The sequence below is a fragment of the Hymenobacter busanensis genome, assembly GCF_008727865.1.
GTDB lineage: Bacteria > Bacteroidota > Bacteroidia > Cytophagales > Hymenobacteraceae > Solirubrum > Solirubrum busanense.
In genome coordinates this window covers 696875-717722 of the sequence record NZ_VTWU01000002.1, presented here as the reverse complement: position 1 = coordinate 717722, position 20848 = coordinate 696875, and the positions used below count along the sequence as shown (strand labels likewise).

The 20848-nt window shown below is 56.9% G+C and carries 27 protein-coding genes and 2 pseudogenes; all 29 read left to right on the top strand.

The window, feature by feature from the left end:
- The first annotated feature begins 20 nt into the window (after positions 1-20).
- The 29 genes and pseudogenes from rpoC to rplO all read left to right on the top strand — a co-directional run bounded on the left by rpoC (position 21) and on the right by rplO (position 20844).
- A complete protein-coding gene (gene rpoC / locus F0P96_RS07575; protein WP_151078222.1) occupies positions 21-4364 on the top strand; it encodes a DNA-directed RNA polymerase subunit beta' in 4344 nt (1447 codons plus the stop codon).
- A 182-nt stretch (positions 4365-4546) separates the two neighbouring features.
- A complete protein-coding gene (locus tag F0P96_RS07570; RefSeq protein WP_151078221.1) occupies positions 4547-4879 on the top strand; it encodes a DUF3467 domain-containing protein in 333 nt (110 codons plus the stop codon).
- A gap of 72 nt (positions 4880-4951) precedes the next feature.
- Entirely contained in the window at positions 4952-5695 is a 744-nt protein-coding gene (locus tag F0P96_RS07565) for a class I SAM-dependent methyltransferase (protein WP_151078220.1), read from the top strand.
- 98 nt (positions 5696-5793) lie between these two features.
- A complete protein-coding gene (locus F0P96_RS07560) occupies positions 5794-6042 on the top strand; it encodes a hypothetical protein (protein WP_151078219.1) in 249 nt (82 codons plus the stop codon).
- A gap of 227 nt (positions 6043-6269) precedes the next feature.
- The gene (gene rpsL / locus F0P96_RS07555; protein ID WP_151078218.1) at positions 6270-6698 is read left to right on the top strand and encodes a 30S ribosomal protein S12; all 429 of its coding nucleotides are present in this window, start codon (positions 6270-6272) and stop codon (positions 6696-6698) included.
- A 111-nt stretch (positions 6699-6809) separates the two neighbouring features.
- A complete protein-coding gene (rpsG, locus tag F0P96_RS07550; RefSeq protein ID WP_151078217.1) occupies positions 6810-7277 on the top strand; it encodes a 30S ribosomal protein S7 in 468 nt (155 codons plus the stop codon).
- Between the two features lie 98 nt (positions 7278-7375).
- Complete coding sequence (gene fusA / locus F0P96_RS07545) at positions 7376-9514, top strand: elongation factor G (RefSeq protein ID WP_151078216.1); 2139 nt, start codon at positions 7376-7378, stop codon at positions 9512-9514.
- Between the two features lie 24 nt (positions 9515-9538).
- Entirely contained in the window at positions 9539-9844 is a 306-nt protein-coding gene (gene rpsJ / locus F0P96_RS07540; protein WP_106930172.1) for a 30S ribosomal protein S10, read from the top strand.
- A gap of 158 nt (positions 9845-10002) precedes the next feature.
- Positions 10003-11295 (top strand): O-antigen ligase family protein, encoded by a 1293-nt coding sequence (locus F0P96_RS07535; protein WP_151078215.1) that lies wholly within the window; start codon positions 10003-10005, stop codon positions 11293-11295.
- A gap of 267 nt (positions 11296-11562) precedes the next feature.
- Positions 11563-12183: a 50S ribosomal protein L3 gene (rplC, locus tag F0P96_RS07530; RefSeq protein WP_151078214.1), complete on the top strand. Its 621-nt coding sequence runs from the start codon at positions 11563-11565 to the stop codon at positions 12181-12183.
- Between the two features lie 5 nt (positions 12184-12188).
- Positions 12189-12827 carry a 50S ribosomal protein L4 gene (rplD, locus tag F0P96_RS07525; protein ID WP_151078213.1) on the top strand — a complete coding sequence of 213 codons (639 nt, stop codon included), beginning with the start codon at positions 12189-12191 and terminating at the stop codon, positions 12825-12827.
- Complete coding sequence (gene rplW / locus F0P96_RS07520) at positions 12827-13114, top strand: 50S ribosomal protein L23 (RefSeq protein ID WP_151078212.1); 288 nt, start codon at positions 12827-12829, stop codon at positions 13112-13114. The genes rplD and rplW overlap by 1 nt, the downstream gene beginning before the upstream one ends.
- 54 nt (positions 13115-13168) lie before the next feature.
- Positions 13169-13996, top strand: coding sequence for a 50S ribosomal protein L2 (gene rplB, locus F0P96_RS07515; RefSeq protein WP_151078211.1), 828 nt, complete (start codon positions 13169-13171; stop codon positions 13994-13996).
- Positions 13996-14274, top strand: a complete 279-nt coding sequence (gene rpsS / locus F0P96_RS07510; protein WP_078013193.1) for a 30S ribosomal protein S19 — start codon at positions 13996-13998, stop codon at positions 14272-14274. The genes rplB and rpsS overlap by 1 nt, the downstream gene beginning before the upstream one ends.
- Before the next feature lie 3 nt (positions 14275-14277).
- A pseudogene (gene rplV, locus F0P96_RS07505) lies at positions 14278-14622 on the top strand (50S ribosomal protein L22); the annotation flags it as partial.
- A gap of 164 nt (positions 14623-14786) precedes the next feature.
- Positions 14787-15677, top strand: a complete 891-nt coding sequence (rpsC, locus tag F0P96_RS07500; protein ID WP_151078209.1) for a 30S ribosomal protein S3 — start codon at positions 14787-14789, stop codon at positions 15675-15677.
- A gap of 34 nt (positions 15678-15711) precedes the next feature.
- Positions 15712-16137, top strand: a complete 426-nt coding sequence (rplP, locus tag F0P96_RS07495; protein WP_151078208.1) for a 50S ribosomal protein L16 — start codon at positions 15712-15714, stop codon at positions 16135-16137.
- Positions 16138-16139: 2 nt separating this feature from the next.
- Complete coding sequence (rpmC, locus tag F0P96_RS07490) at positions 16140-16340, top strand: 50S ribosomal protein L29 (protein WP_151078207.1); 201 nt, start codon at positions 16140-16142, stop codon at positions 16338-16340.
- Positions 16341-16360: 20 nt separating this feature from the next.
- Complete coding sequence (gene rpsQ, locus F0P96_RS07485; RefSeq protein WP_151078206.1) at positions 16361-16651, top strand: 30S ribosomal protein S17; 291 nt, start codon at positions 16361-16363, stop codon at positions 16649-16651.
- 1 nt (position 16652) lies between these two features.
- Positions 16653-17021, top strand: coding sequence for a 50S ribosomal protein L14 (gene rplN, locus F0P96_RS07480; protein ID WP_110976717.1), 369 nt, complete (start codon positions 16653-16655; stop codon positions 17019-17021).
- A 3-nt stretch (positions 17022-17024) separates the two neighbouring features.
- Positions 17025-17279 (top strand): annotated as a pseudogene (rplX, locus tag F0P96_RS07475) (50S ribosomal protein L24); the annotation flags it as partial.
- Between the two features lie 24 nt (positions 17280-17303).
- The gene (gene rplE / locus F0P96_RS07470) at positions 17304-17852 is read left to right on the top strand and encodes a 50S ribosomal protein L5 (protein ID WP_151078204.1); all 549 of its coding nucleotides are present in this window, start codon (positions 17304-17306) and stop codon (positions 17850-17852) included.
- An 8-nt stretch (positions 17853-17860) separates the two neighbouring features.
- Complete coding sequence (gene rpsN / locus F0P96_RS07465) at positions 17861-18130, top strand: 30S ribosomal protein S14 (RefSeq protein WP_151078203.1); 270 nt, start codon at positions 17861-17863, stop codon at positions 18128-18130.
- A 216-nt stretch (positions 18131-18346) separates the two neighbouring features.
- Positions 18347-18745 carry a 30S ribosomal protein S8 gene (rpsH, locus tag F0P96_RS07460; RefSeq protein ID WP_151078202.1) on the top strand — a complete coding sequence of 133 codons (399 nt, stop codon included), beginning with the start codon at positions 18347-18349 and terminating at the stop codon, positions 18743-18745.
- A 19-nt stretch (positions 18746-18764) separates the two neighbouring features.
- On the top strand, positions 18765-19319 hold the full coding sequence (rplF, locus tag F0P96_RS07455) for a 50S ribosomal protein L6 (RefSeq protein WP_151078201.1): 555 nt from the start codon (positions 18765-18767) through the stop codon (positions 19317-19319).
- Positions 19320-19328: 9 nt separating this feature from the next.
- On the top strand, positions 19329-19676 hold the full coding sequence (gene rplR, locus F0P96_RS07450) for a 50S ribosomal protein L18 (protein WP_151078200.1): 348 nt from the start codon (positions 19329-19331) through the stop codon (positions 19674-19676).
- A 3-nt stretch (positions 19677-19679) separates the two neighbouring features.
- Positions 19680-20198, top strand: a complete 519-nt coding sequence (rpsE, locus tag F0P96_RS07445; protein WP_151078199.1) for a 30S ribosomal protein S5 — start codon at positions 19680-19682, stop codon at positions 20196-20198.
- A gap of 6 nt (positions 20199-20204) precedes the next feature.
- Positions 20205-20384: a 50S ribosomal protein L30 gene (rpmD, locus tag F0P96_RS07440; protein ID WP_151078198.1), complete on the top strand. Its 180-nt coding sequence runs from the start codon at positions 20205-20207 to the stop codon at positions 20382-20384.
- 13 nt (positions 20385-20397) lie between these two features.
- Positions 20398-20844 carry a 50S ribosomal protein L15 gene (gene rplO, locus F0P96_RS07435; RefSeq protein ID WP_151078197.1) on the top strand — a complete coding sequence of 149 codons (447 nt, stop codon included), beginning with the start codon at positions 20398-20400 and terminating at the stop codon, positions 20842-20844.
- Positions 20845-20848: the final 4 nt, after the last annotated feature.

Sequence of the window (20848 nt, the reverse complement as noted above, 5' to 3'; positions counted from 1 at the left end):
CAGCTTAATAAACAAGCAACATGGCGTTTGCAAAAACCAAGAAGTTAGTGCAGGACTTCTCGAAAGTCACCATCTCGCTCGCCTCGCCCGAAGCCATTCTGGAGCGGTCGAACGGCGAAGTGGTGAAGCCCGAGACGATCAACTACCGGACGTACAAGCCCGAAATGGGCGGTCTGTTCTGTGAGCGGATCTTCGGGCCGGTGAAGGACTGGGAATGCCATTGCGGCAAATACAAGCGCATTCGCTACAAAGGCATCATCTGCGACCGTTGCGGCGTGGAGGTGACCGAGAAGAAAGTGCGCCGTGAGCGGATGGGCCACATCGAACTGGTGGTGCCCGTAGCCCATATCTGGTACTTCAAGTCGCTGCCGAATAAAATTGGCTACCTGCTGGGTATGCCTACCAAAAAGCTCGACCAGATCATCTACTACGAGCGTTACGTGGTAGTGCAGCCGGGCGTATTGGAGACGGAAGGCGTGCAGCAGTACGACTTCCTGACCGAAGATGAATACCTGGACATCATCGACAAGCTCCCTCGCGAGAACCAGATGCTGCCCAACGAGGACCCGCAGAAGTTCATCGCCCGCATGGGTGCCGACGCGCTCTACATGCTGCTCGAGCGCCTGAACCTGGACGAGCTGAGCTATTCGCTGCGTGACTCCGCCGCCCACGAAACTTCGCAGCAGCGTAAAGCCGAAGCGTTGAAGCGTCTGCGCGTGGTGGAAGCCTTCCGCGAAGCCAACGGCCGCATCGAGAACCGCCCCGAGTGGATGGTGATTCGCATGGTGCCGGTGATTCCGCCGGAACTGCGCCCCCTCGTGCCCCTGGACGGTGGCCGTTTCGCTACTTCCGACTTGAACGACCTGTACCGTCGCGTTATCATTCGCAACAACCGCCTCAAGCGCCTGATCGAAATCAAGGCTCCCGAGGTGATTCTACGCAACGAGAAGCGCATGCTGCAGGAAGCCGTCGACTCCCTGTTCGACAACTCGCGCAAGGTGAATGCCGTGCGCGCCGAAGGCAACCGTGCCCTGAAGTCGCTGTCCGACATGCTGAAAGGCAAGCAGGGCCGCTTCCGTCAGAACCTGCTCGGTAAACGTGTCGACTACTCGGGCCGTTCGGTTATCGTGGTAGGCCCCGAGCTGAAGCTGCACGAGTGCGGTCTGCCCAAGAACATGGCGGCTGAGCTGTTCAAACCGTTCATCATCCGCAAGCTCATCGAGCGCGGCATCGTGAAGACGGTGAAGTCGGCCAAGAAAATCGTGGACCGCAAGGACGCCGTGGTGTGGGACATCCTGGAGAACGTGCTGAAAGGCCACCCGGTGCTCCTCAACCGTGCTCCTACGCTGCACCGCTTGGGTATCCAGGCGTTCCAGCCGCGTCTCATCGAGGGCAAAGCTATCCAGCTGCACCCGCTGGTGTGTACTGCCTTCAACGCTGACTTTGACGGTGACCAAATGGCTGTGCACGTTCCCCTGGGACCGGCTGCCGTACTGGAAGCCTCGATGCTCATGCTGGCCTCGCACAACATCCTGAACCCGGCCAACGGCGCGCCCATCGCGGTGCCGTCGCAGGACATGGTTCTGGGTCTGTACTACGTGACCAAAGGCAAGCGCAGCACCGACGAGGAGAAGATCAAGGGCGAAGGCATGACCTTCTACTCGGCTGAGGAAGTGGTTATTGCCATCAACGAAGGTCAACTCTCGAAGCAAGCCTACATCAAGGTGCGCACGGTGGTTCGCGACGAGGAAGATAACCTGGTCACGAAAATCATCGAAACGGTAGCTGGCCGTGTGCTGTTCAACCTGCACGTACCGCAGGAAGTGGGCTTCGTGGACGAACTGCTCACGAAGAAGAAGCTCCAGCAGATCATTTCGCTGGTGTTTAAGCGCACGGGCATGGCCCGTACCGCCCAGTTTCTCGACGACATCAAGACCCTCGGCTTCCAGTCGGCCTTCAAAGGCGGCCTGAGCATGGGTCTGGGTGACATTCAGATTCCGAAGGAGAAGGACGCCCTCATCGCGCAGGCCAAGGCCGACGTGGATGCGGTAACCCAGAACTACCAGATGGGTCTGATTACCGACAACGAGCGTTACAACCAGGTTATCGACATCTGGACGCGCATCAACAACCAGATTACGGAGACGCTCATGCGTCGTCTTGAAACGGACGACCAGGGCTTCAACTCGATCTACATGATGATGCACTCCGGTGCCCGTGGCTCGCGCGAGCAGATTCGTCAGCTCGGCGGTATGCGTGGTCTGATGGCCAAGCCGCAGAAGTCGCTGCAGGGTTCGGTAGGCGAAATCATCGAAAACCCGATTCTGTCTAACTTTAAAGAAGGCCTGGACGTTATCGAGTACTTCATTTCGACCCACGGTGCCCGTAAGGGTCTGGCCGACACCGCTCTGAAGACGGCTGATGCCGGCTACCTGACGCGTCGTCTGGTAGACGTGTCGCAGGACGTGATTGTGAACGATGTGGACTGCGGTACGCTGCGTGGCATCGAGACCTTCGCCCTGAAAGACAACGAGGACGTGGTAGAGCCGCTGGCCGAGCGTATCCTGGGCCGCGTAGCGGTGCACGATATCATCGACCCGCTCACGGACGAGGTTATCCTGACTGCCGGCGACGAAATCACCGAGGAAATCACGCGCCGTATCGACCAGACCAGCATCGAATCGGTGGAAATCCGCTCGGTACTGACCTGCGAAGCTAAGCGTGGTATCTGCGCCCGTTGCTACGGCCGCAACCTGTCGTCGGGCCGTATGGTCCAGCGCGGCGAGGCGGTTGGCGTAATTGCTGCGCAGTCCATTGGTGAGCCGGGCACGCAGCTGACCCTGCGTACGTTCCACGTAGGTGGTACGGCTTCCAACATTGCCGTTGAAGCCAGCATCCGCGCCAAGTTCGCCGGTGTCGTTGAGTTCGAGGATATCCGCACCGTGGATACCGTGACCGACGAAGGCGTGAAAGGCAAAGTGGTGATGGGCCGCTCGGGCGAAGTACGCATCGTGGAGAAAGGCACCGGCAAGGTGTACATCTCGAACCACGTACCGTACGGCTCGTTCCTGGTGGTTGACGAAGGGCAGGAAGTAGAGAAAGGCGCCGAACTTTGCAACTGGGACCCGTACAACGCGGTTATCCTGGCTGAATTCGACGGTACCATCAACTACGACGGCATCAAGGAAGGCATTACCTACCGCGAGGAATCGGACGAACAGACCGGTCACCGCGAGAAGGTAATCATCGAGTCGAAAGACAAGACATTGGCGCCGGCCATCATCGTGAAAGCCGGCAAGAAAGGCGGCGACGAAGCGCAGAAAGCCTACAACATCCCCGTTGGTTCGCACATCAGCGTGGAAAATGGCGAGAAAATCAAGGCCGGTCACATCCTGGCCAAGATTCCACGCGCCGTGGGCAAAACCCGCGACATCACCGGTGGTCTGCCCCGCGTAACCGAACTGTTCGAAGCCCGCAACCCGTCGAACCCGGCCGTCGTGTCGGAAATCGACGGTGTGGTAACCTACGGCACGGTGAAGCGTGGTAACCGCGAAATCTTTGTCGAGTCGAAAGACGGCGTGAAGAAGAAGTACATGGTGCCGCTGTCGAAGCACATTCTGGTGCAGGACAACGACTTTATCCGCGCCGGTGCGCCGCTGTCGGATGGTGCCATTACCCCGATTGACATCCTGAACATTCAGGGCCCCGGTGCCGTGCAGGAGTACCTCGTGAACGAGATTCAGGAAGTGTACCGCTTGCAGGGTGTGAAAATCAACGACAAACACATCGAGGTGGTCGTCCGCCAGATGATGCAGAAAGTCGTGATTATCGATCCGGGCGACACCTCCTTCCTGGAGCACCAGGTTATCGACAAGGTGACCTTCATGGAAGAAAACGACTCCATCATCGACATGAAGGTGGTAACGGAAGAAGGTGATTCGACGGAGCTGAAGCGTGGTCAGATCGTAACGGCTCGTAAGCTGCGCGACGAGAATTCCTCGCTGCGCCGCCGCGACCTGAAGCTGGTAGAAGTGCGCGACGCTTCGCCGGCCGTATCGCGTCCCACGCTGCAAGGCATCACGCAGGCTTCGTTGGGTACTCAGTCGTTCATCTCGGCCGCTTCCTTCCAGGAAACAACCAAGGTGCTGTCGGAAGCCGCCATCCGTGGCAAGGCCGACGAACTGCTGGGCCTGAAGGAAAACGTAATTGTGGGTCACCTCATTCCGGCCGGTACCGGTCTGCGCGACTACCAACGCATCATCGTTGGTTCGACCGAAGACCCGGAGCCGGTGGCCGCTGCGCCGGCTGCTGCCGAGGCTCGTCCTCGCGCCAGCCGCAGCAAGCGCGAAGTGTCGGCCGAGTAATTGGCCGGCCGCTTAGGCTGATTAAGTAGGGAAGCCCGCCGGAAGCAATTCCGGCGGGCTTTTCTTTTTCTGCCTACTTTTAGCGGTGCGGTATGCAGCGCGACCTTTCAGCTCGCGTATTACCGCCGCAAGTCAACAGATTCTGTTCAACACTACGCGAACTAAAAGTTTGCGCTACAAGCATGAGCCAACAACCGCCCCAACCTATTCCCGAAGAACAGCAGCAAATCAATATCGAACTCTCCGAAGACATTGCCGAAGGCGAGTACGCCAACCTGGCCATGATTGCGCACAGCAGCAGCGAGTTCGTCATCGACTTCATTCGCCTGATGCCCGGCCTGCCCAAAGCCAAGGTGAAAGCCCGCGTGGTTATTACGCCCGAGCATGCCAAGCGGCTCCTGTCGGCGCTGGCCGACAACATCGAGCGGTACGAACGGAGCTTCGGCCCGGTGAAGGTGCAAGGCGACATGCCCAGCTTCCCGATGAACTTCAGCGGCACGATGGGGGAGGCGTAAGGCTTCCTTTTTGAGAATGATATTATTAAAGGGCCACGGCAGCAACGCCTGTGGCCCTTGCTGTTCCCGTTTATGCAGCCACTAGACCGTTTCTCCGGCCACGCCGCCCAGTACGCGCAGTTTCGCATCACCTATCCACCGGCGCTTTACGAGTTCTTGCTGTCCATTACGCCCGGACGGGAAGCCGCATGGGACTGCGGCACCGGGAACGGACAAGTAGCCAGCGACCTAGCCGAATACTTTGCTCGTGTGGAAGCCACCGACATAAGTGAGCAGCAATTAGCGCAGGCTGCGCCAAAGCCGAATATCAATTACCGCGTCAGCAGAGCCGAGCAAACACCATTCGCCGCCGACAGCTTCGACCTGATAACCGTAGCACAAGCCCTGCACTGGTTCGATGCCGACGCGTTCCATCGCGAAGCCCGGCGCGTGGCCCGGCCCGGCGCCACCATTGCCGAGTGGGGCTATGGGCTGGTCCAAGTCAACGCTGATATTGACGCACTCGTGCAGCACTTCTATACTGACATTGTCGGGCCGTATTGGGACGAGAACCGCCGCCACATCGACGACCGGTTTGCTCGCATTCCGTTTCCATTCGTCGACATGCAGCTGCACGATTTTGAGGAGCGGCAAAGCTGGGATGCTGAACGGTTTCTGCGTTATTTGCAGACGTGGAGCAGCGTGCAGCGCTATCGGACGGAAGTAGGAGAGGAGCCGCTACGGCAGATTGAGCAGCCGCTGCGGGAGCTGTGGGGCAAAGACAAGCGGGAAGTGCGTTTCCCGATATTCCTACGGGCTGGCAAAATACACAAGTAGTAAACTTGTATATCAACTGCGGCTTTTGGTAAATAAGGTTACATAGCAAGGTAATGTGTCTGATAGAAATGGGCTATGAGTACCGCATCGTTTGTTCAATGACGGCTGATCAGGCTGCTGCCATCCTGCGCAAAGCCCCACACTTTGACCACTGCGACGAGTTAGGCCGGTATGAATACCGCGGTACGGGCAGCTTGGCTGGTATGCCCGATGCTGAGCTGCAAAGAGCCGAGTACGGCCTATACTACTGCGACTACAGCCGCAGCCGCGCCAGCCTGGAGGTACTGGGCTACGTGCTCAGCCGTTGCGCCGACTTTGGGCCGGTCACCTTGCAGGCGGCGGATTAGCAGCGTTCCTAACTCACAAGAATGACCAAAAAGCCCGCGCGTTGCCGTGCGGGCTTTTCTTGTGCCTTTCCGAAGGCCAGGATTCATTAGCGTAAATACCCTGATACTGAGCAGGACAAGCACTTCGGGTTAAGTTACAATACCCGTTTGCTATTGTAAATCAGACTGTCTACCTTTGCAAGCCTAATTTTTTGGGAGAAGACCCTCCCGGCACAAACCCCATTTAGATGCCAACCATCAACCAATTAGTGCGCAAAGGCCGCGAGAAACTGACGACGAAATCCAAGTCGCCGGCTCTCGATTCGTGCCCCCAGCGCCGTGGCGTGTGCACCCGCGTGTACACCACCACGCCCAAGAAGCCGAACTCGGCCATGCGTAAAGTAGCTCGCGTGCGCCTCACCAACGGCAAAGAGGTTAACGCCTACATCCCGGGCGAAGGCCACAACCTGCAGGAGCACAGCATCGTGCTGATCCGCGGTGGTCGTGTGAAAGACTTGCCGGGCGTTCGTTACCACATCATCCGTGGTGCCCTCGACACCGCCGGCGTAAGCGGCCGTCTCCAGCGTCGTTCGAAGTACGGTGCCAAGCGTCCGAAGCCGGGCCAACCTGCCGCAGCAGCTGGCAAAGGCGGCAAACCCGCAGGTAAGAAAAAGTAATAAGGTCACTCTGACGGCTGTCGGTGTCTGAATCAGGGGTCTGAGTAATGCGCCCCGTGCGCGTGAAGCTTGATTCCACTCTAAGCACAGTCGCCAAGCCCTTTCGAAATCATGAGAAAAGCAAAACCGAAGAAGCGCATCCTCCTGCCGGACCCCAAGTTCGGCGAGACGCTGGTTACCCGTTTCGTTAACTACCTGATGTACGACGGCAAGAAGAGCCTGTCGTACGGCATCTTCTACGACGCCCTGGAGCAAGTAGAAGCTCGCACCAAGGAAAACGGCCTCGAGCAGTGGCGCAAAGCCCTGAACAACGTGATGCCGACCGTGGAAGTAAAGAGCCGCCGCGTAGGCGGTGCTACCTTCCAGGTGCCCACCGAAGTTCGCCCCGACCGTCGCATCGCCGTGGGTTCGAAGTGGTTGATTCAATACTCGCGTCGTCGCGGTGAGAAGACCATGAAAGACAAGCTGGCCGGTGAAATCATCGCCGCCGCAAAAGGTGAAGGTGCTGCCGTTAAGAAAAAGGACGACACCCACCGGATGGCCGAAGCCAACAAGGCTTTCTCGCACTTCCGTTTCTAAGAATGGTTTTTGGGTAGTTGGGGACTTTCGGCCCTGGATTGTTGTTCCAACACGAATCCAAGCCTTGAGTCCCCACATTCCTAAGTCCGCATAAGACAATGGCCGTAAACAAAGACCTTCAGTACCTCCGCAACATTGGGATTATGGCGCACATCGACGCCGGTAAGACCACCACGTCGGAGCGTATCCTATACTACACCGGTAAAACCCACAAAATCGGGGAAGTGCACGAAGGTGCCGCCACGATGGACTGGATGGAGCAGGAGCAGGAGCGTGGTATCACCATCACGTCGGCTGCTACTACCACCTTCTGGAACTACCCGACGGACGCCAACGGCGACCCGACGCCGGAAACCAAGCAGTACAAAATCAACCTGATTGACACCCCCGGCCACGTTGACTTCACCGTTGAAGTGGAACGTTCGCTGCGTGTGCTCGACGGTGCCGTTGCCCTGTTCTGCGCCGTTTCGGGCGTAGAGCCGCAGTCGGAAACCGTATGGCGTCAGGCTGACAAGTACAAAGTGCCGCGTATCTGCTTCGTCAATAAGATGGACCGCGCCGGTGCTGACTTCTTCAAAGCCGTAACCGAAATCAAGGACAAACTGGGTGCTAACCCGGTGCCCCTGCAGATTCCGATTGGCGCTGAAGACACCTTCAAAGGCGTAGTTGACCTGCTCACTGGCAAAGCCATCGTGTGGGACGACGCTACCCAAGGCAAATCGTACCACGAAATTCCGGTTCCCGAGGATCTGGTGGAGACGGTAGCCGAGTGGCGCCAAAAGCTGGTAGAAAGCGTAGCCGAATACGACGACGCCCTGCTGGAGAAATTCTTCGAAGATCCGGACAGCATTACCCGCGAAGAAATGATGGTCGTTATCCGCCAGGCGGTAATCGACATGAAGTTCTCGCCCGTAATGTGCGGCTCGGCCTTCAAAAACAAAGGTGTGCAGTCGATGCTGGACGGCGTAATGGCTTACCTGCCCTCGCCGCTCGACATGCCGGCTATCATCGGTACCAACCCCGACACGGGCGAGGAAGTAGAGCGTCACCCCGATAACTCGGAGCCGTTCACTGCCCTGGCGTTCAAGATTGCCACCGACCCCTTCGTGGGCCGTCTGTGCTTCTTCCGCTGCTACTCGGGTCAGCTCGAGTCGGGTTCGTACGTGTTCAACAACCGTACGGGCAAGAAGGAGCGCATCTCGCGTCTGATGCAGATGCACTCCAACAAGCAGAACCCCATCGACAAGATCCAGGCTGGTGACATTGCCGCCGGCGTGGGTTTCAAAGACATTAAGACCGGTGACACCCTGACGGAAGAGAAAGACCGTCTGGTTCTCGAGTCGATGTCGTTCCCCGAGCCCGTAATCGGCTACGCTATCGAGCCGAAGACGCAGGCCGACGTGGACAAGATGGGTATGGCCATTGCCAAACTCGTAGAAGAAGACCCCACCCTGACGGTATTCACCGACCCCGAAACGGGCCAGACGGTACTGCGCGGCATGGGTGAGCTTCACTTGGAAATCATCATCGACCGGATGCGTCGCGAGTTCAAGGTTGAAATCAACCAGGGTGCTCCGCAGGTAGCCTACAAGGAGATGATTACCAAAACCATCGAGCACCGCGAAGTCTACAAGAAGCAGACGGGTGGTCGTGGTAAGTTTGCTCACATCGAATTCGAACTCGGTCCGAAAGAAACCGAGCCGGAGAAACCCGGTCTGGAGTTCGTCAACGGCATCACCGGTGGTGTTATCCCGCGCGAATTCATTGCCCCGATCCAGAAGGGCTTCGAAGAGGCCATGAAGAACGGCGTACTGGCCGGCTTCCCCATGGACTCGATGCGTGTGAAGATCTTCCACGGCTCGTACCACGATGTTGACTCCGATGCGCTGTCGTTTGAAATGGCGGCACGTCTGGGCTACAAAGAGGCCGCACCGCGTTGCGCTCCGAAGCTGCTCGAGCCTATCATGGCTGTCGAAGTAGTGTCGCCGGACGAGTACACGGGCCCGGTAACGGGTGACTTGAACCGTCGCCGTGGCATCATGAAAGGCATGGACACGAAGGCTGGCGCTCAGGTTATCAAGGCTGACGTTCCGTTGTCGGAACTGTTCGGCTACGTAACCGACCTGCGCACCATTTCGTCGGGTCGTGCTTCGGCGTCGCTCACCTTCTCGCACTACGAGCAGGTGCCGATGAACCTCGCCGAGGGCATCATCGCCAAAGTAAAAGGCGGTAAATAATCGTTGCTTTCACAAGCTGACATCATGAACCAGAAAATTCGCATCAAACTGAAGTCCTACGATCATAACCTCGTCGACAAGTCGTCGGAGAAGATCGTAAAGGCGGTGAAAGCCACGGGTGCCATCGTAAGCGGCCCGATTCCTTTGCCCACTGAGAAAGACAAGTTCACCGTCCTTCGTTCGCCTCACGTGAACAAGAAGGCCCGTGAGCAATTCCAACTCTGCACCTACAAGCGCCTCGTGGACATCTACTCGACTTCGTCGAAGACGGTAGATGCCCTGATGAAGCTGGAACTGCCCAGCGGCGTTGACGTAGAAATCAAAGTCTGAGGATAGCCCTCGTTTGAAATAATAAGCCCCACCGACTCAGGAAGCCGGTGGGGTTTGTTTTTGTAGAACCCAAGTGCTGGTAGTGCGGAAGATTCGCACAACAATGGTTGCATGCGAGCAACTGTAGCAGCATAAGATAATCATGATTTCATAGCCCAATGACTCAGTCCCATCCTCAAACTGATGTTCATTCTTCCTCCGGTGTTCGGGTGCTACAGCTGCTGTCTGTTGTCGGCTGCGCCCTAGTTATTATCGGCATGTATACCATTCCTGTGCTGCGTACACTGTCGAGCATTGGAATTGGGCTCGTAACCCTTGCCGGTCTGGGATATTGGGCGCTAACGCGCCGTTTCGCACAACGGGAAAAATGGCCGGCTTACGCGGCAGTGGCTTTGCTCTTTGGCTTGCAGTTGGCTTCGGGGCTCAATACCGATAGGGAAAATATAGACCAGTATTGGAAGGGGGTAGTATTGCAGTTGCCTTTTGTGCTGCTGCCATTGGCCTTTGGCATTCTGCCAGTACCTTCCGATAAGCAACGAGTGAGTTTGCTGGCGCTATTTGTATGCGTAACCGCACTGTCGGCTTTAGGCAGCACTATCTATTACTTATTCCACACCGCCGAAATCAACGAACTATACACCCATTCCAAGCTCATGCCAACGGTGCCAGACCACGTTAACTTTAGTTTGCTGGTAGCATTGGCTATTGCTACGGGCGTGTGTGTATGGGAGCGGGAAAGCCTAAAGAGGAAAGGTATTACGTGGCTAATTGCTGGTATTGCGTTCCTCGTCTTTTTCCAGTTTTTATTAGCTGTGCGCAGTGGGCTATTAGCATTCTATTTGCTCAGCATTGGATATGGAGCCGTGTTATTATGGCGGCGGCAGCTGCAAAAAGCCTTCGCGCTGGCTGGTTTCCTGCTGTTGATGCCCCTGATGAGCTATTTCTGTTTACCTACGTTTCGCAATAAGTACCACAACACGCAGGAAGATGCTGGACAAATCAGTCAGTCACAGGAAGCCAACCGCTATTCGCTGGTAGGGAGGGTTTATTCCTATCAAGCGGCTTGGGCTATTGTGAAGGACAATCCTATCTGGGGCGTGGGCAAGGCCGATGTACACAAAGAGATGAGCCAGCGTTACCATCAACTCTTTCCCCAAATCACGGAGAACAATTACAACCGGCCACACAATCAGTACCTCGAGCAGCTGGTTTCCTACGGCTCGGTTGGTTTGGTGGTCTTTCTGTTGGGCTTCTATTATCCCCTCTGGTGGGCGCGGCGGCAATGGAGCTGGTTGCTCATGGCCTACTACGTAGTTATTACCGTGTCCTTCATGGTCAATCCAATGCTGGAAAGCCAAATTGGTACCGTAATTCCCGCCTTCTTTCTCGCGTTTCTGCTTTGGGTATTGCCCGCGCGCCAAGAAGGCGAATCAGTGGTCATTGCTCCGTAAGATAGAAGAAGGAGCCTTGCGCCGTTTCTTTCGCGAAATACTGGCTGCGCACCACAAATTATTGACCAATTCCGTGTTGCTGAATGCTTCGTCGGATTGGCCAATGGCCTAAGGCCGCACCGAACGTGCTGAGTAGTAGCAGCAACCCACTCTAAATTATTTCAGAAGGGGGTTGCAATTTTGTCTTCATAATTCCCTAGCTTTGCACTCCCTTTCCGAAAACGTCATTCGGGCGTTTTCCTGTGTCTTTTCTCAAACCCCATTCGAATGCCTGGCATTATCGGTAAGAAAATCGGTATGACAAGCCTCTTCACTCCGGACGGCAAGAACGTGCCCTGCACGCTCATCCAAGCTGGCCCGTGCGTAGTGACGCAGGTGAAAACGCTCGAGAACGACGGCTACACGGCCGTTCAACTCGGGTACGGCGACAAGAAGGCCAAGAACACCAACAAACCGTTGGCTGGCCACTTCGCTAAGGCGGGCGTTACCCCCCGCAAGAAACTCGTGGAATTCCGCACCGACGACGTGGCTTCGTACACGCTCGGCGCCGAAGTGAATGCCGAGTACTTCGTTGAAGGCGACTTCGTCGATGTAGTTGGTACGTCCAAAGGCAAGGGCTTCCAGGGCGTTGTAAAACGTCACAACTTTGCTGGTGTTGGTGGCCAAACCCACGGCCAGCACAACCGCGGCCGTCACCCCGGTTCTATCGGTGCCTGCTCCTGGCCTTCGCGCGTGTTCAAAGGAATGCGCATGGCTGGCCGCATGGGCGGCGACCGGGTGAAAGTGCAAAACCTGAAGGTGATGCGCGTGATGCTCGAGCACAACCTCATCTTGGTGAGCGGCTCGGTGCCCGGTGCTAAAAACGGTTACGTGATTCTGGAGAAATAGGCGCGATGGAACTCTCTGTATTGACGATCAAAGGTGAGGACACCGGCCGCAAGGTGACGCTGTCTGACGCCATCTTCGGGCTGGAGCCGAACGAGCACGCCATGTACCTCGACGTGAAGCTGTACCTGGCCAACCAGCGCCAGGGCACGCACAAGTCGAAGGAGCGCGCTGAAATTGCCCGCACCACCAAGAAACTGAAGAAGCAGAAAGGCACCGGCGGTGCCCGTGCTGGTTCGATGAAGTCGCCGGTGTTCATCGGCGGTGGTCGCGTATTCGGTCCCAAGCCGCGCGACTACGGTTTCAAAGTGAACAAGAAAACCAAACAGCTGGCCCGTCTGTCGGCCCTGTCGGTACTTGCTCGCGAAAACCGTCTGGCCTTGGTTGAGAACTTCAACATCGAAGCTCCCAAGACCAAAGACTTCCTCAACATCCTGAGCGGTCTGAACCTGAACAACGGCAAAAAGACGCTGGTGGTAACGGGTGAGGTTAACAAGAACGTGGTGCTGTCGGCTCGCAACATTCAGAAGGTGAAAGTGGCTACGCCCGTTGCCCTGAACACGCACGACCTGCTGAACACGGACACCCTGCTGTTGTCGGAAGACGGCCTGCAGGCGCTCAATCAACTTTACACGGCCGCTGAGTAATGAGCACGATCAAGAAGCCCATCGTGACCGAGAAGGCCACGGCGCTGAACGAGAAAGGCCAATACGCCTTCCAGGTTGAGCGCACCGCCAACAAGGTTCAGATCAAAAAAGAAATCGAGCAGCTGTACGGCGTGACGGTGGTGAGCATCAACACCATCCGCACCAACGGCAAGCTCAAGTCGAAGTTCACGAAGACGGGTGCAGTGATTGGCCGCCGTCCGCATGGCAAAAAAGCCATCGTGACCGTGAAGGAAGGCGACGTAATCGACTTCTACAGCGGCATCTAAGCAGCACCATCGTTTCGGGCGGGCATCTTCCCGCCAGAGCATTTCAGCTAAGCAATGGCACTCAAAAAACTAAGACCAACATCACCGGGTCAGCGCTTCCGCATCGCCCCGGCCTTCGACGAGATTACCACGTCGACGCCGGAGAAGTCGCTGTTGGCACCCCTCAAAAAATCCGGTGGCCGGAATGATTCCGGAAAAATGACCAACCGTTACATCGGCGGTGGTCACAAGCAGAAGTACCGCGTAATCGACTTCAAGCGCAGCAAGCACGATGTGCCGGCTACCGTGAAGGAGATTGAGTACGACCCCAACCGTACGGCTCGCATCGCCCTGCTGCACTACGCGGACGGCGAGAAGGCTTACATCATCGCTCCAGCTGGTTTGACGGTAGGCGCCACGGTGGTATCGGGCCCTTCGGCTTCCCCGGAAGTGGGCAACGCTCTTACCCTGCGCAACATGCCGCTCGGTACGATTGTCCACAACATCGAGCTGCAGCCCGGTGCTGGTGCCGTAATGGCCCGCTCGGCCGGTACCTACGCCCAGCTGGTGGCCCGCGAAGACAAGTACGCGACGCTGAAATTGCCTTCCGGCGAAATGCGCATGGTTCTGGTAACCTGCATGGCCACGGTTGGTACGGTTTCGAATGGCGACCACATGAACGTACGTCTCGGCAAAGCTGGTCGTAACCGTTGGTTGGGCGTTCGTCCGCGCGTTCGCGGTGTTGCAATGAACCCCGTTGACCACCCGATGGGTGGTGGTGAAGGCCGCTCGAGCGGTGGTCACCCGCGCAGCCGCAAAGGTCTGCTCGCGAAGGGCGCCAAGACCCGCAACAAGAACAAGTACTCTGAGCAACTCATCGTTTCGCGTAAAGGCAAGAAGTAATGGCACGTTCGCTTAAAAAAGGCCCGTACATCGACTTCCGCCTGGAGCGGAAGGTGCAGGTGATGGAGGAGTCCAACAAGAAATCGGTGGTGAAGACTTGGTCGCGCCGCTCGATGATTTCGCCGGACTTCGTAGGGCATACCTTCGCCGTTCACAACGGCAATAAATTTATTCCGGTGTACGTGACCGAAAACATGGTCGGTCACAAGCTCGGTGAGTTCGCGCCCACGCGCAACTTCCGCGGCCACGTCGCCAAAAAAGACAAAGGCAAGCGCTAAGACATGGAAGCAGTAGCCAAACTCCGTAATGTTCCGACCTCGCCGCGCAAGATGCGCCTCGTGGCCGGCCTCGTACGCGGCAAAAGCGTTACCCGTGCCTTAAGCTTGTTGAAGTTTGAGGCGAATTCGGGCGCTGAGCGTGTCGAGAAGCTGCTCCTGTCGGCCTTGGCCAACTGGCAGCAGAAGAACGAGGACGAGCGCATTGAAGACGCAAACCTCTACATCAAAGAGATTTTCGTGGATGAAGGCCGCCAGTTGAAGCGTCTGCGCCCCGCCCCCCAGGGCCGTGGCCACCGCATCCGCAAGCGCAGCAACCACGTCACGCTCATCATTGATTCGAAGGTGGAAGCCATTGGCAGCCGCCAAGGCCTGAAAGACGCCGCTGCCAAGCAGGAAACTGCGCCGGCCGCTGCCGCTGCTCCGGCTGCTGAAGCAGCACCGAAGAAGACGACGCGTCGCTCGACCAAGAAAGCTGATACCCAAACCGCGGCTGACGCCACCGAATAAGTATTATGGGACAGAAAGTTAATCCGGTAGGTTTCCGCCTCGGCATCATCAAGGGTTGGGATTCGAACTGGTACGGCGGCAAAGACTTTGCTGACAAACTGGTCGAAGACGAGAAAATCCGCAAATACATCCTGGCACGCATCCCGAAGGGCGGCATCTCGAAAATCATCATCGAGCGTACCCTCAAGCGCATCACCATCACCATCAACACGGCTCGTCCGGGTGTGGTAATCGGTAAAGGCGGCCAGGAAGTTGATAAGATCAAAGACGAACTGAAAAAGCTCACGAGCAAGGACGTTCAGATCAATATCTTCGAAATCAAGCGTCCGGAACTCGACGCCAAGCTGGTAGGCGAAAGCATCGCCCAGCAGCTGCAGGCTCGTATCTCGTTCCGTCGCGCCATGAAGCAAGCCATTCAGGGTGCCATTCGTGTGGGCGCTGAAGGCATTAAGGTGCAGTGTGGTGGCCGCCTGGGCGGTGCTGAAATTGCCCGTTCGGAACAATACAAGGAAGGCCGCACCCCGCTGCACACCCTCCGCGCCGACATCGACTACGCCTTGTCTGAAGCCCAGACGGTGTATGGCAAAATCGGCATCAAGGTGTGGATCATGCGTGGTGAAGTATTCGGCAAGCCCGACCTCTCGCCCAACCAGCTGCTGACTCAGCAGCAAGGCCAAGGCGGTAACGACCGCGGTGACCGTGGCCCGCGCGGTGAGCGTGGCGACCGGGGTGAGCGTGGCGGCGACCGTGGTGGCCGTGGTGGTGACCGTGGCCCACGTGGCGGCGGTGACAACCGTGGCGGTGGCGCAGGCCGTGGCGGCTTTGGCGGTGGTGCCGGTGGCAACCGTGGCGGTAACCCCGGTGGTGGCGGCGCAGGCCGTGGCCCCCGTCGTTAGTCCTTCTCTTCCACTTCTTTTTCGAGACTAAGACATGTTACAACCGAAAAGAACCAAATATCGGAAGATGCAGAAGGGCCGCGTACACGGCCTGGCCTACCGCGGTAGCTCCATCGACTTCGGTTCGTTCGCTATCAAATCCCTGGAGCAAGCCTGGATTACGGCCCGCCAGATTGAAGCAGCTCGTATCGCCATGACCCGCGCAATGAAGCGTGAAGGTCAAGTGTGGATTCGCATCTTCCCAGACAAACCCATCACCAAAAAGCCTGCAGAGGTTCGTATGGGTAAAGGCAAAGGCTCGCCCGAGTACTGGGTAGCCGTGGTTAAGCCCGGCACCATCCTGTTCGAGTCGGACGGGGTTTCGTTGGAACTGGCTCAGGAGTCGCTGCGTTTGGCAGCCCAGAAACTGCCGGTTCGCACCCAATTTGTGGTACGTCGCGACTACGTTGAGGCCAAGTAAAGATGAAAAACGCTGAAGTCCGTGCCCTTTCGCTCGAGGAGCTGAAAGAGCAGATCAAAAAGGAGCAGACGAACGGCCAGACCTTGCGGTTTGCCCACGCCATCTCGCCCCTGGAAAACCCGACCCGCATCAAGTACGGTCGGCGCAACATCGCCCGCTTGCTCACCGAGCTGAAGCGTCGCGAGCAGGAGCAAAACTCGTAGTAGCCGCTGATAAGTAAGCAATGGAAAACAACGCAGAACAGCAGGGCGTCGCTACGGAAGAGCGTAACCTGCGCAAAGAGCGCGTCGGCCGCGTGACCAGCAGCAAGATGGACAAGACCATCGTTGTTGTGGTTGAAAGCAAAATGAAGCACCCGATTTACGGCAAATTCGTGTCGAAGTCGACCAAGTTCACCGCCCACGACGAAAACAACGAGTGCGGCGAAGGCGATACGGTGCGCATCATGGAAACCCGTCCGTTGAGCAAGCGGAAGCGGTGGCGTTTGGTTGAAATCGTAGAGCGAGCCAAGTAAGATGATCCAGCAAGAATCCCGTCTGACGGTAGCCGACAACAGCGGCGCCAAAGAAGTACTCTGCATCCGCGTCCTCGGGGGCACGGGCAAGAAGTATGCTTCGGTAGGCGACAAAATTGTCGTGGCTATCAAGTCGGCCATCCCTTCGGGCAATGCCAAGAAGGGTGCCGTATCGAAAGCTGTGGTAGTTCGCACGAAAAAGGAAGTACGCCGCAAAGACGGCTCGTACATTCGCTTCGACGACAACGCCGCCGTGCTGCTCAACAATAACGACGAGCCGCGTGGCACGCGCATCTTTGGGCCTGTAGCCCGCGAACTGCGCGAGAAGCAGTTCATGAAAATCGTGTCGCTGGCTCCTGAAGTTCTCTAACCAATGGCAACGAAACCCAAAGCAGCGCCCGTAAAGTTGCACGTGAAAACCGGCGACAATGTCCTGGTTATTGCTGGTGACGAGCGTGGCAAGACCGGCGTTATCAAGTCGGTAAACCGTACCACCCAGCGCGTAATCGTGGAGGGGCTGAACCTGGTGACCAAGCACAACAAACCCAGTGCAAAGTCGCCGCAAGGTGGCATCACCAAGATCGAAGCTCCGATTCACGTGAGCAACGTCAAGCTGGTTGATTCTAAGAAAGCCTAATCAGGCCCCAAGACAATGGCTCGACTCAAAGACATATACAACAAGGAGATTCGCCAGCAACTGCAGGAGAAGTTCCAGTTCAAGAGCACCATGCAGGTGCCGCGCATTACCAAAATCTGCATCAACCGCGGTATTGGTAAGGCTGTAGCCGACAAGAAGCTCGTGGACAACGGCGTGGACGAACTGACCATCATCACCGGTCAGAAAGCCGTACCGACCATCGCGAAGCGTTCGGTGTCGAACTTTAAGCTGCGCGAAGGCATGCCCATCGGCGCCCGTGTTACCCTGCGCGGCGAGCAGATGTACGAATTCCTCGACCGTCTGCTGACTGTTGCACTGCCCCGCGTACGCGACTTTAAAGGCATCAGCGACAAAGGCTTCGACGGTCGTGGTAACTACACTCTCGGCGTGAAGGAGCAAATCATTTTCCCGGAAATTTCGATTGACAAGATCAAGGAGATTTCCGGTATGGACATCACCTTCGTAACGACGGCTGAAAACGACGAGCAGAGCTACGAGCTGCTGCGCGCCTTCGGGATGCCGTTTGCCAACGCCAAGAAATAAGCTGACAAATGGCTAAGGAATCTGTAAAAGCAAGAGAGCGGAAGCGCGAGGCGCTGGTTGTTCGGTTCGCTGAAAAGCGCAAAGCATTGAAAGCTGCCGGCGACTATGAAGGCCTCGACAAGCTGCCCCGCAACGCTTCGCCCGTGCGCCTGCACAACCGCTGCAAGCTGACCGGCCGTCCCCGTGGTTACATGCGCAAGTTTGGCATCAGCCGCGTGACGTTCCGCGAAATGGCTTCGGCTGGCAAAATTCCCGGCGTAACGAAGGCTAGCTGGTAACCAGCCGCGAGGCTTCACCAGTAACTCCAAGTTACCCGATGCTTCCTTGGGAGCATCACCCATTTGGCAGGTTGCCGAAAGAAACCATTGGCTGCGACTTTCGTCGTGAATGCCAAGTAGTCTTAACCGAAAATTTCACCATCACTGGTCTAAGTGGTGGTGAAATTTTCCTACCTTTGCGGTTCCCTAAACGCGGGGGCCCTCTTAAACATCCAAATGAACACAGATCCGATTGCCGACTACCTGACCCGGGTCCGCAACGCCATCAAGGCGAACCACCGGGTTGTAGAGATTCCGGCCAGCAACATCAAGAAGGAAATTACGAAAGTGCTCCACGAGAAGGGGTACATTCAGAGCTACCGTTTTGATGATTCGTCGGTACAAGGCACGATTAAAATCGCCCTCAAGTACCACCCTGTTACCAAGAAGCCCGCTATCCAGAAGCTGGAGCGCATCAGCACGCCTGGTCTGCGCACCTACGCTCACGTGGAGAACCTGCCGCGTGTATTGAGCGGCTTGGGCGTTGCGATTCTGTCGACCTCAAAAGGGGTGATGACGGAGAAAGAGGCCAAAACCCAGAACGTGGGCGGCGAGGTGCTGTGCTACGTGTACTAAGCGAGAGAGAAGAGAAGATATGTCCCGCATTGGTAAACTGCCGATCAGCCTGCCCACGGGCGTGCAGCTGACCGTCGGCAACGACAACGAAGTAACGGTGAAGGGCCCCAAAGGGGAACTGAAAACTCCCGTTGACCGCGACATCACGGTTCGCACCGAAGACGGTTCCATTCTGGTGGAGCGTCCGACTGAGCAGAAGCGCCATAAGGCCATGCACGGCCTGTACCGCTCGCTGATCAGCAACATGGTGACCGGCGTGAGCAATGGCTACACCGAGCAGCTGGAGCTGGTAGGTGTAGGTTTCAAAGCCACCGCTACCGGCAGCATGCTGGAGCTGGCTTTGGGCTACTCGCACAACATCTTCCTGGCTCTGCCGAAGGAAGTAACCGCAACGGCTGTGACCGAGAAGGGTAAGAACCCGATCATCACGCTGACCAGCATCGACAAGCAGTTGATCGGTCAGGTAGCCGCTAAAATTCGCTCGCTGCGCAAAGTTGAGCCTTACAAAGGCAAAGGTGTGCGTTTCGTGGGTGAGCAGATTCGTCGCAAGGCTGGTAAGACCGCCTCGAAATAACCGAGCACAATGGCTGTAACTAAAGCAGAGAGAAGACTTCGGATCCGGCGCCACATCCGTAACAAGGTGGCCGGCACGTCCGAGCGCCCCCGCCTGTCGGTATTCCGCAGCAACACGGGCATCTACGCGCAGATCATCGACGACACCGCAGGCCGCACTATCGTGGCTGCTTCGTCGAAGCACGTAACCGCTGGCGACACGCCGGTAGCTACGGCAGCTGCCGTGGGCAAGGAGCTGGCCTCCCGCGCCCAAGAGAAAGGTATCACGCAGGTAGTATTTGACCGTTCGGGTTACCTCTACCACGGCCGCGTGAAGTCATTGGCAGAAGGTGCCCGCGAAGGCGGCCTCAAATTCTAAGCTATGCGCGAGCAGAATAAACCCACGGTTAAGGCTTCGGAGTCTGACCTGAAGGAAAAAGTAGTTGCCATCAACCGCGTAGCGAAGGTGGTAAAAGGTGGTCGTCGCTTCAGCTTCTCGGCCATCGTAGTAGTAGGTGACGGCAACGGCACCGTAGGCCACGGCCTCGGCAAAGCCAACGAAGTAACCGACGCCATTGCCAAGGCAATCGACGACGCCAAGAAAAACCTGGTGAAGGTACCGATGTACAAGCATACGGTGCCTCACAAAATGGAAGGCAAATACTCGGGCGGTTTCGTGCTGGTGCAGCCGGCGGCTGCCGGTACCGGCGTAATTGCAGGTGGTGCTATGCGTGCCGTGTTCGAAAGCGCCGGTATCAAAGACGTACTGGCCAAGTCGAAAGGTTCGTCGAACCCCCACAACGTGGTGAAGGCTACTTTTGACGCCCTCAATAAAATGCGCGACCCGATGCAAGTTGCCCAGCAACGTGGCATCAGCCTCGACAAAGTGTTTAACGGCTAAGCGACGATGGCACGGATCCAAATCAAACAAGTGCGCAGCGTGATTGACCGCCCCGAGCGGCAGAAGCGCACGATGAAGGCCCTCGGCCTGACGAAAATCGGCGCTGTCCGCGAAGTGGAAAACACTGCGGCCGTAGCCGGCATGGTGGCCAAAGTTGGTCACTTGGTAGAAGTAACCGCCCTGTAGACGATACCCCATCATGAATCTCAGCAATCTTAAGCCCGCTGAAGGCTCCGTGCGCAACAACAAGCGCTTGGGCCGTGGTGAAGGCTCGACGCGCGGCGGTACCTCGACGCGTGGTCATAAAGGCGCCAAGTCGCGTTCGGGTTACTCCAAGAAGTCTGGCTTCGAAGGTGGCCAGATGCCTTTGCAGCGTCGCATCCCAAAGTTTGGCTTCAAAAACATCAACCGTGTAGAGTACAAAGCCATCAACCTCGATGTGCTGCAGGCTCTGAACGAAAAGGCTCAGACGTCCGTGATGGACTCGGAGTACTTCGTGACCAACGGTCTGGCTTCGAAAAACGCCAAGATCAAAGTTCTGGGCCGTGGTGAAGTAACCACTGCTTTGGAAGTACACGCTCACGCTTTCTCGCAATCGGCTATTGAAGCTATTGAGAAAGCCGGTGGCAAAGCTGTGAAGCTGTAAGTCC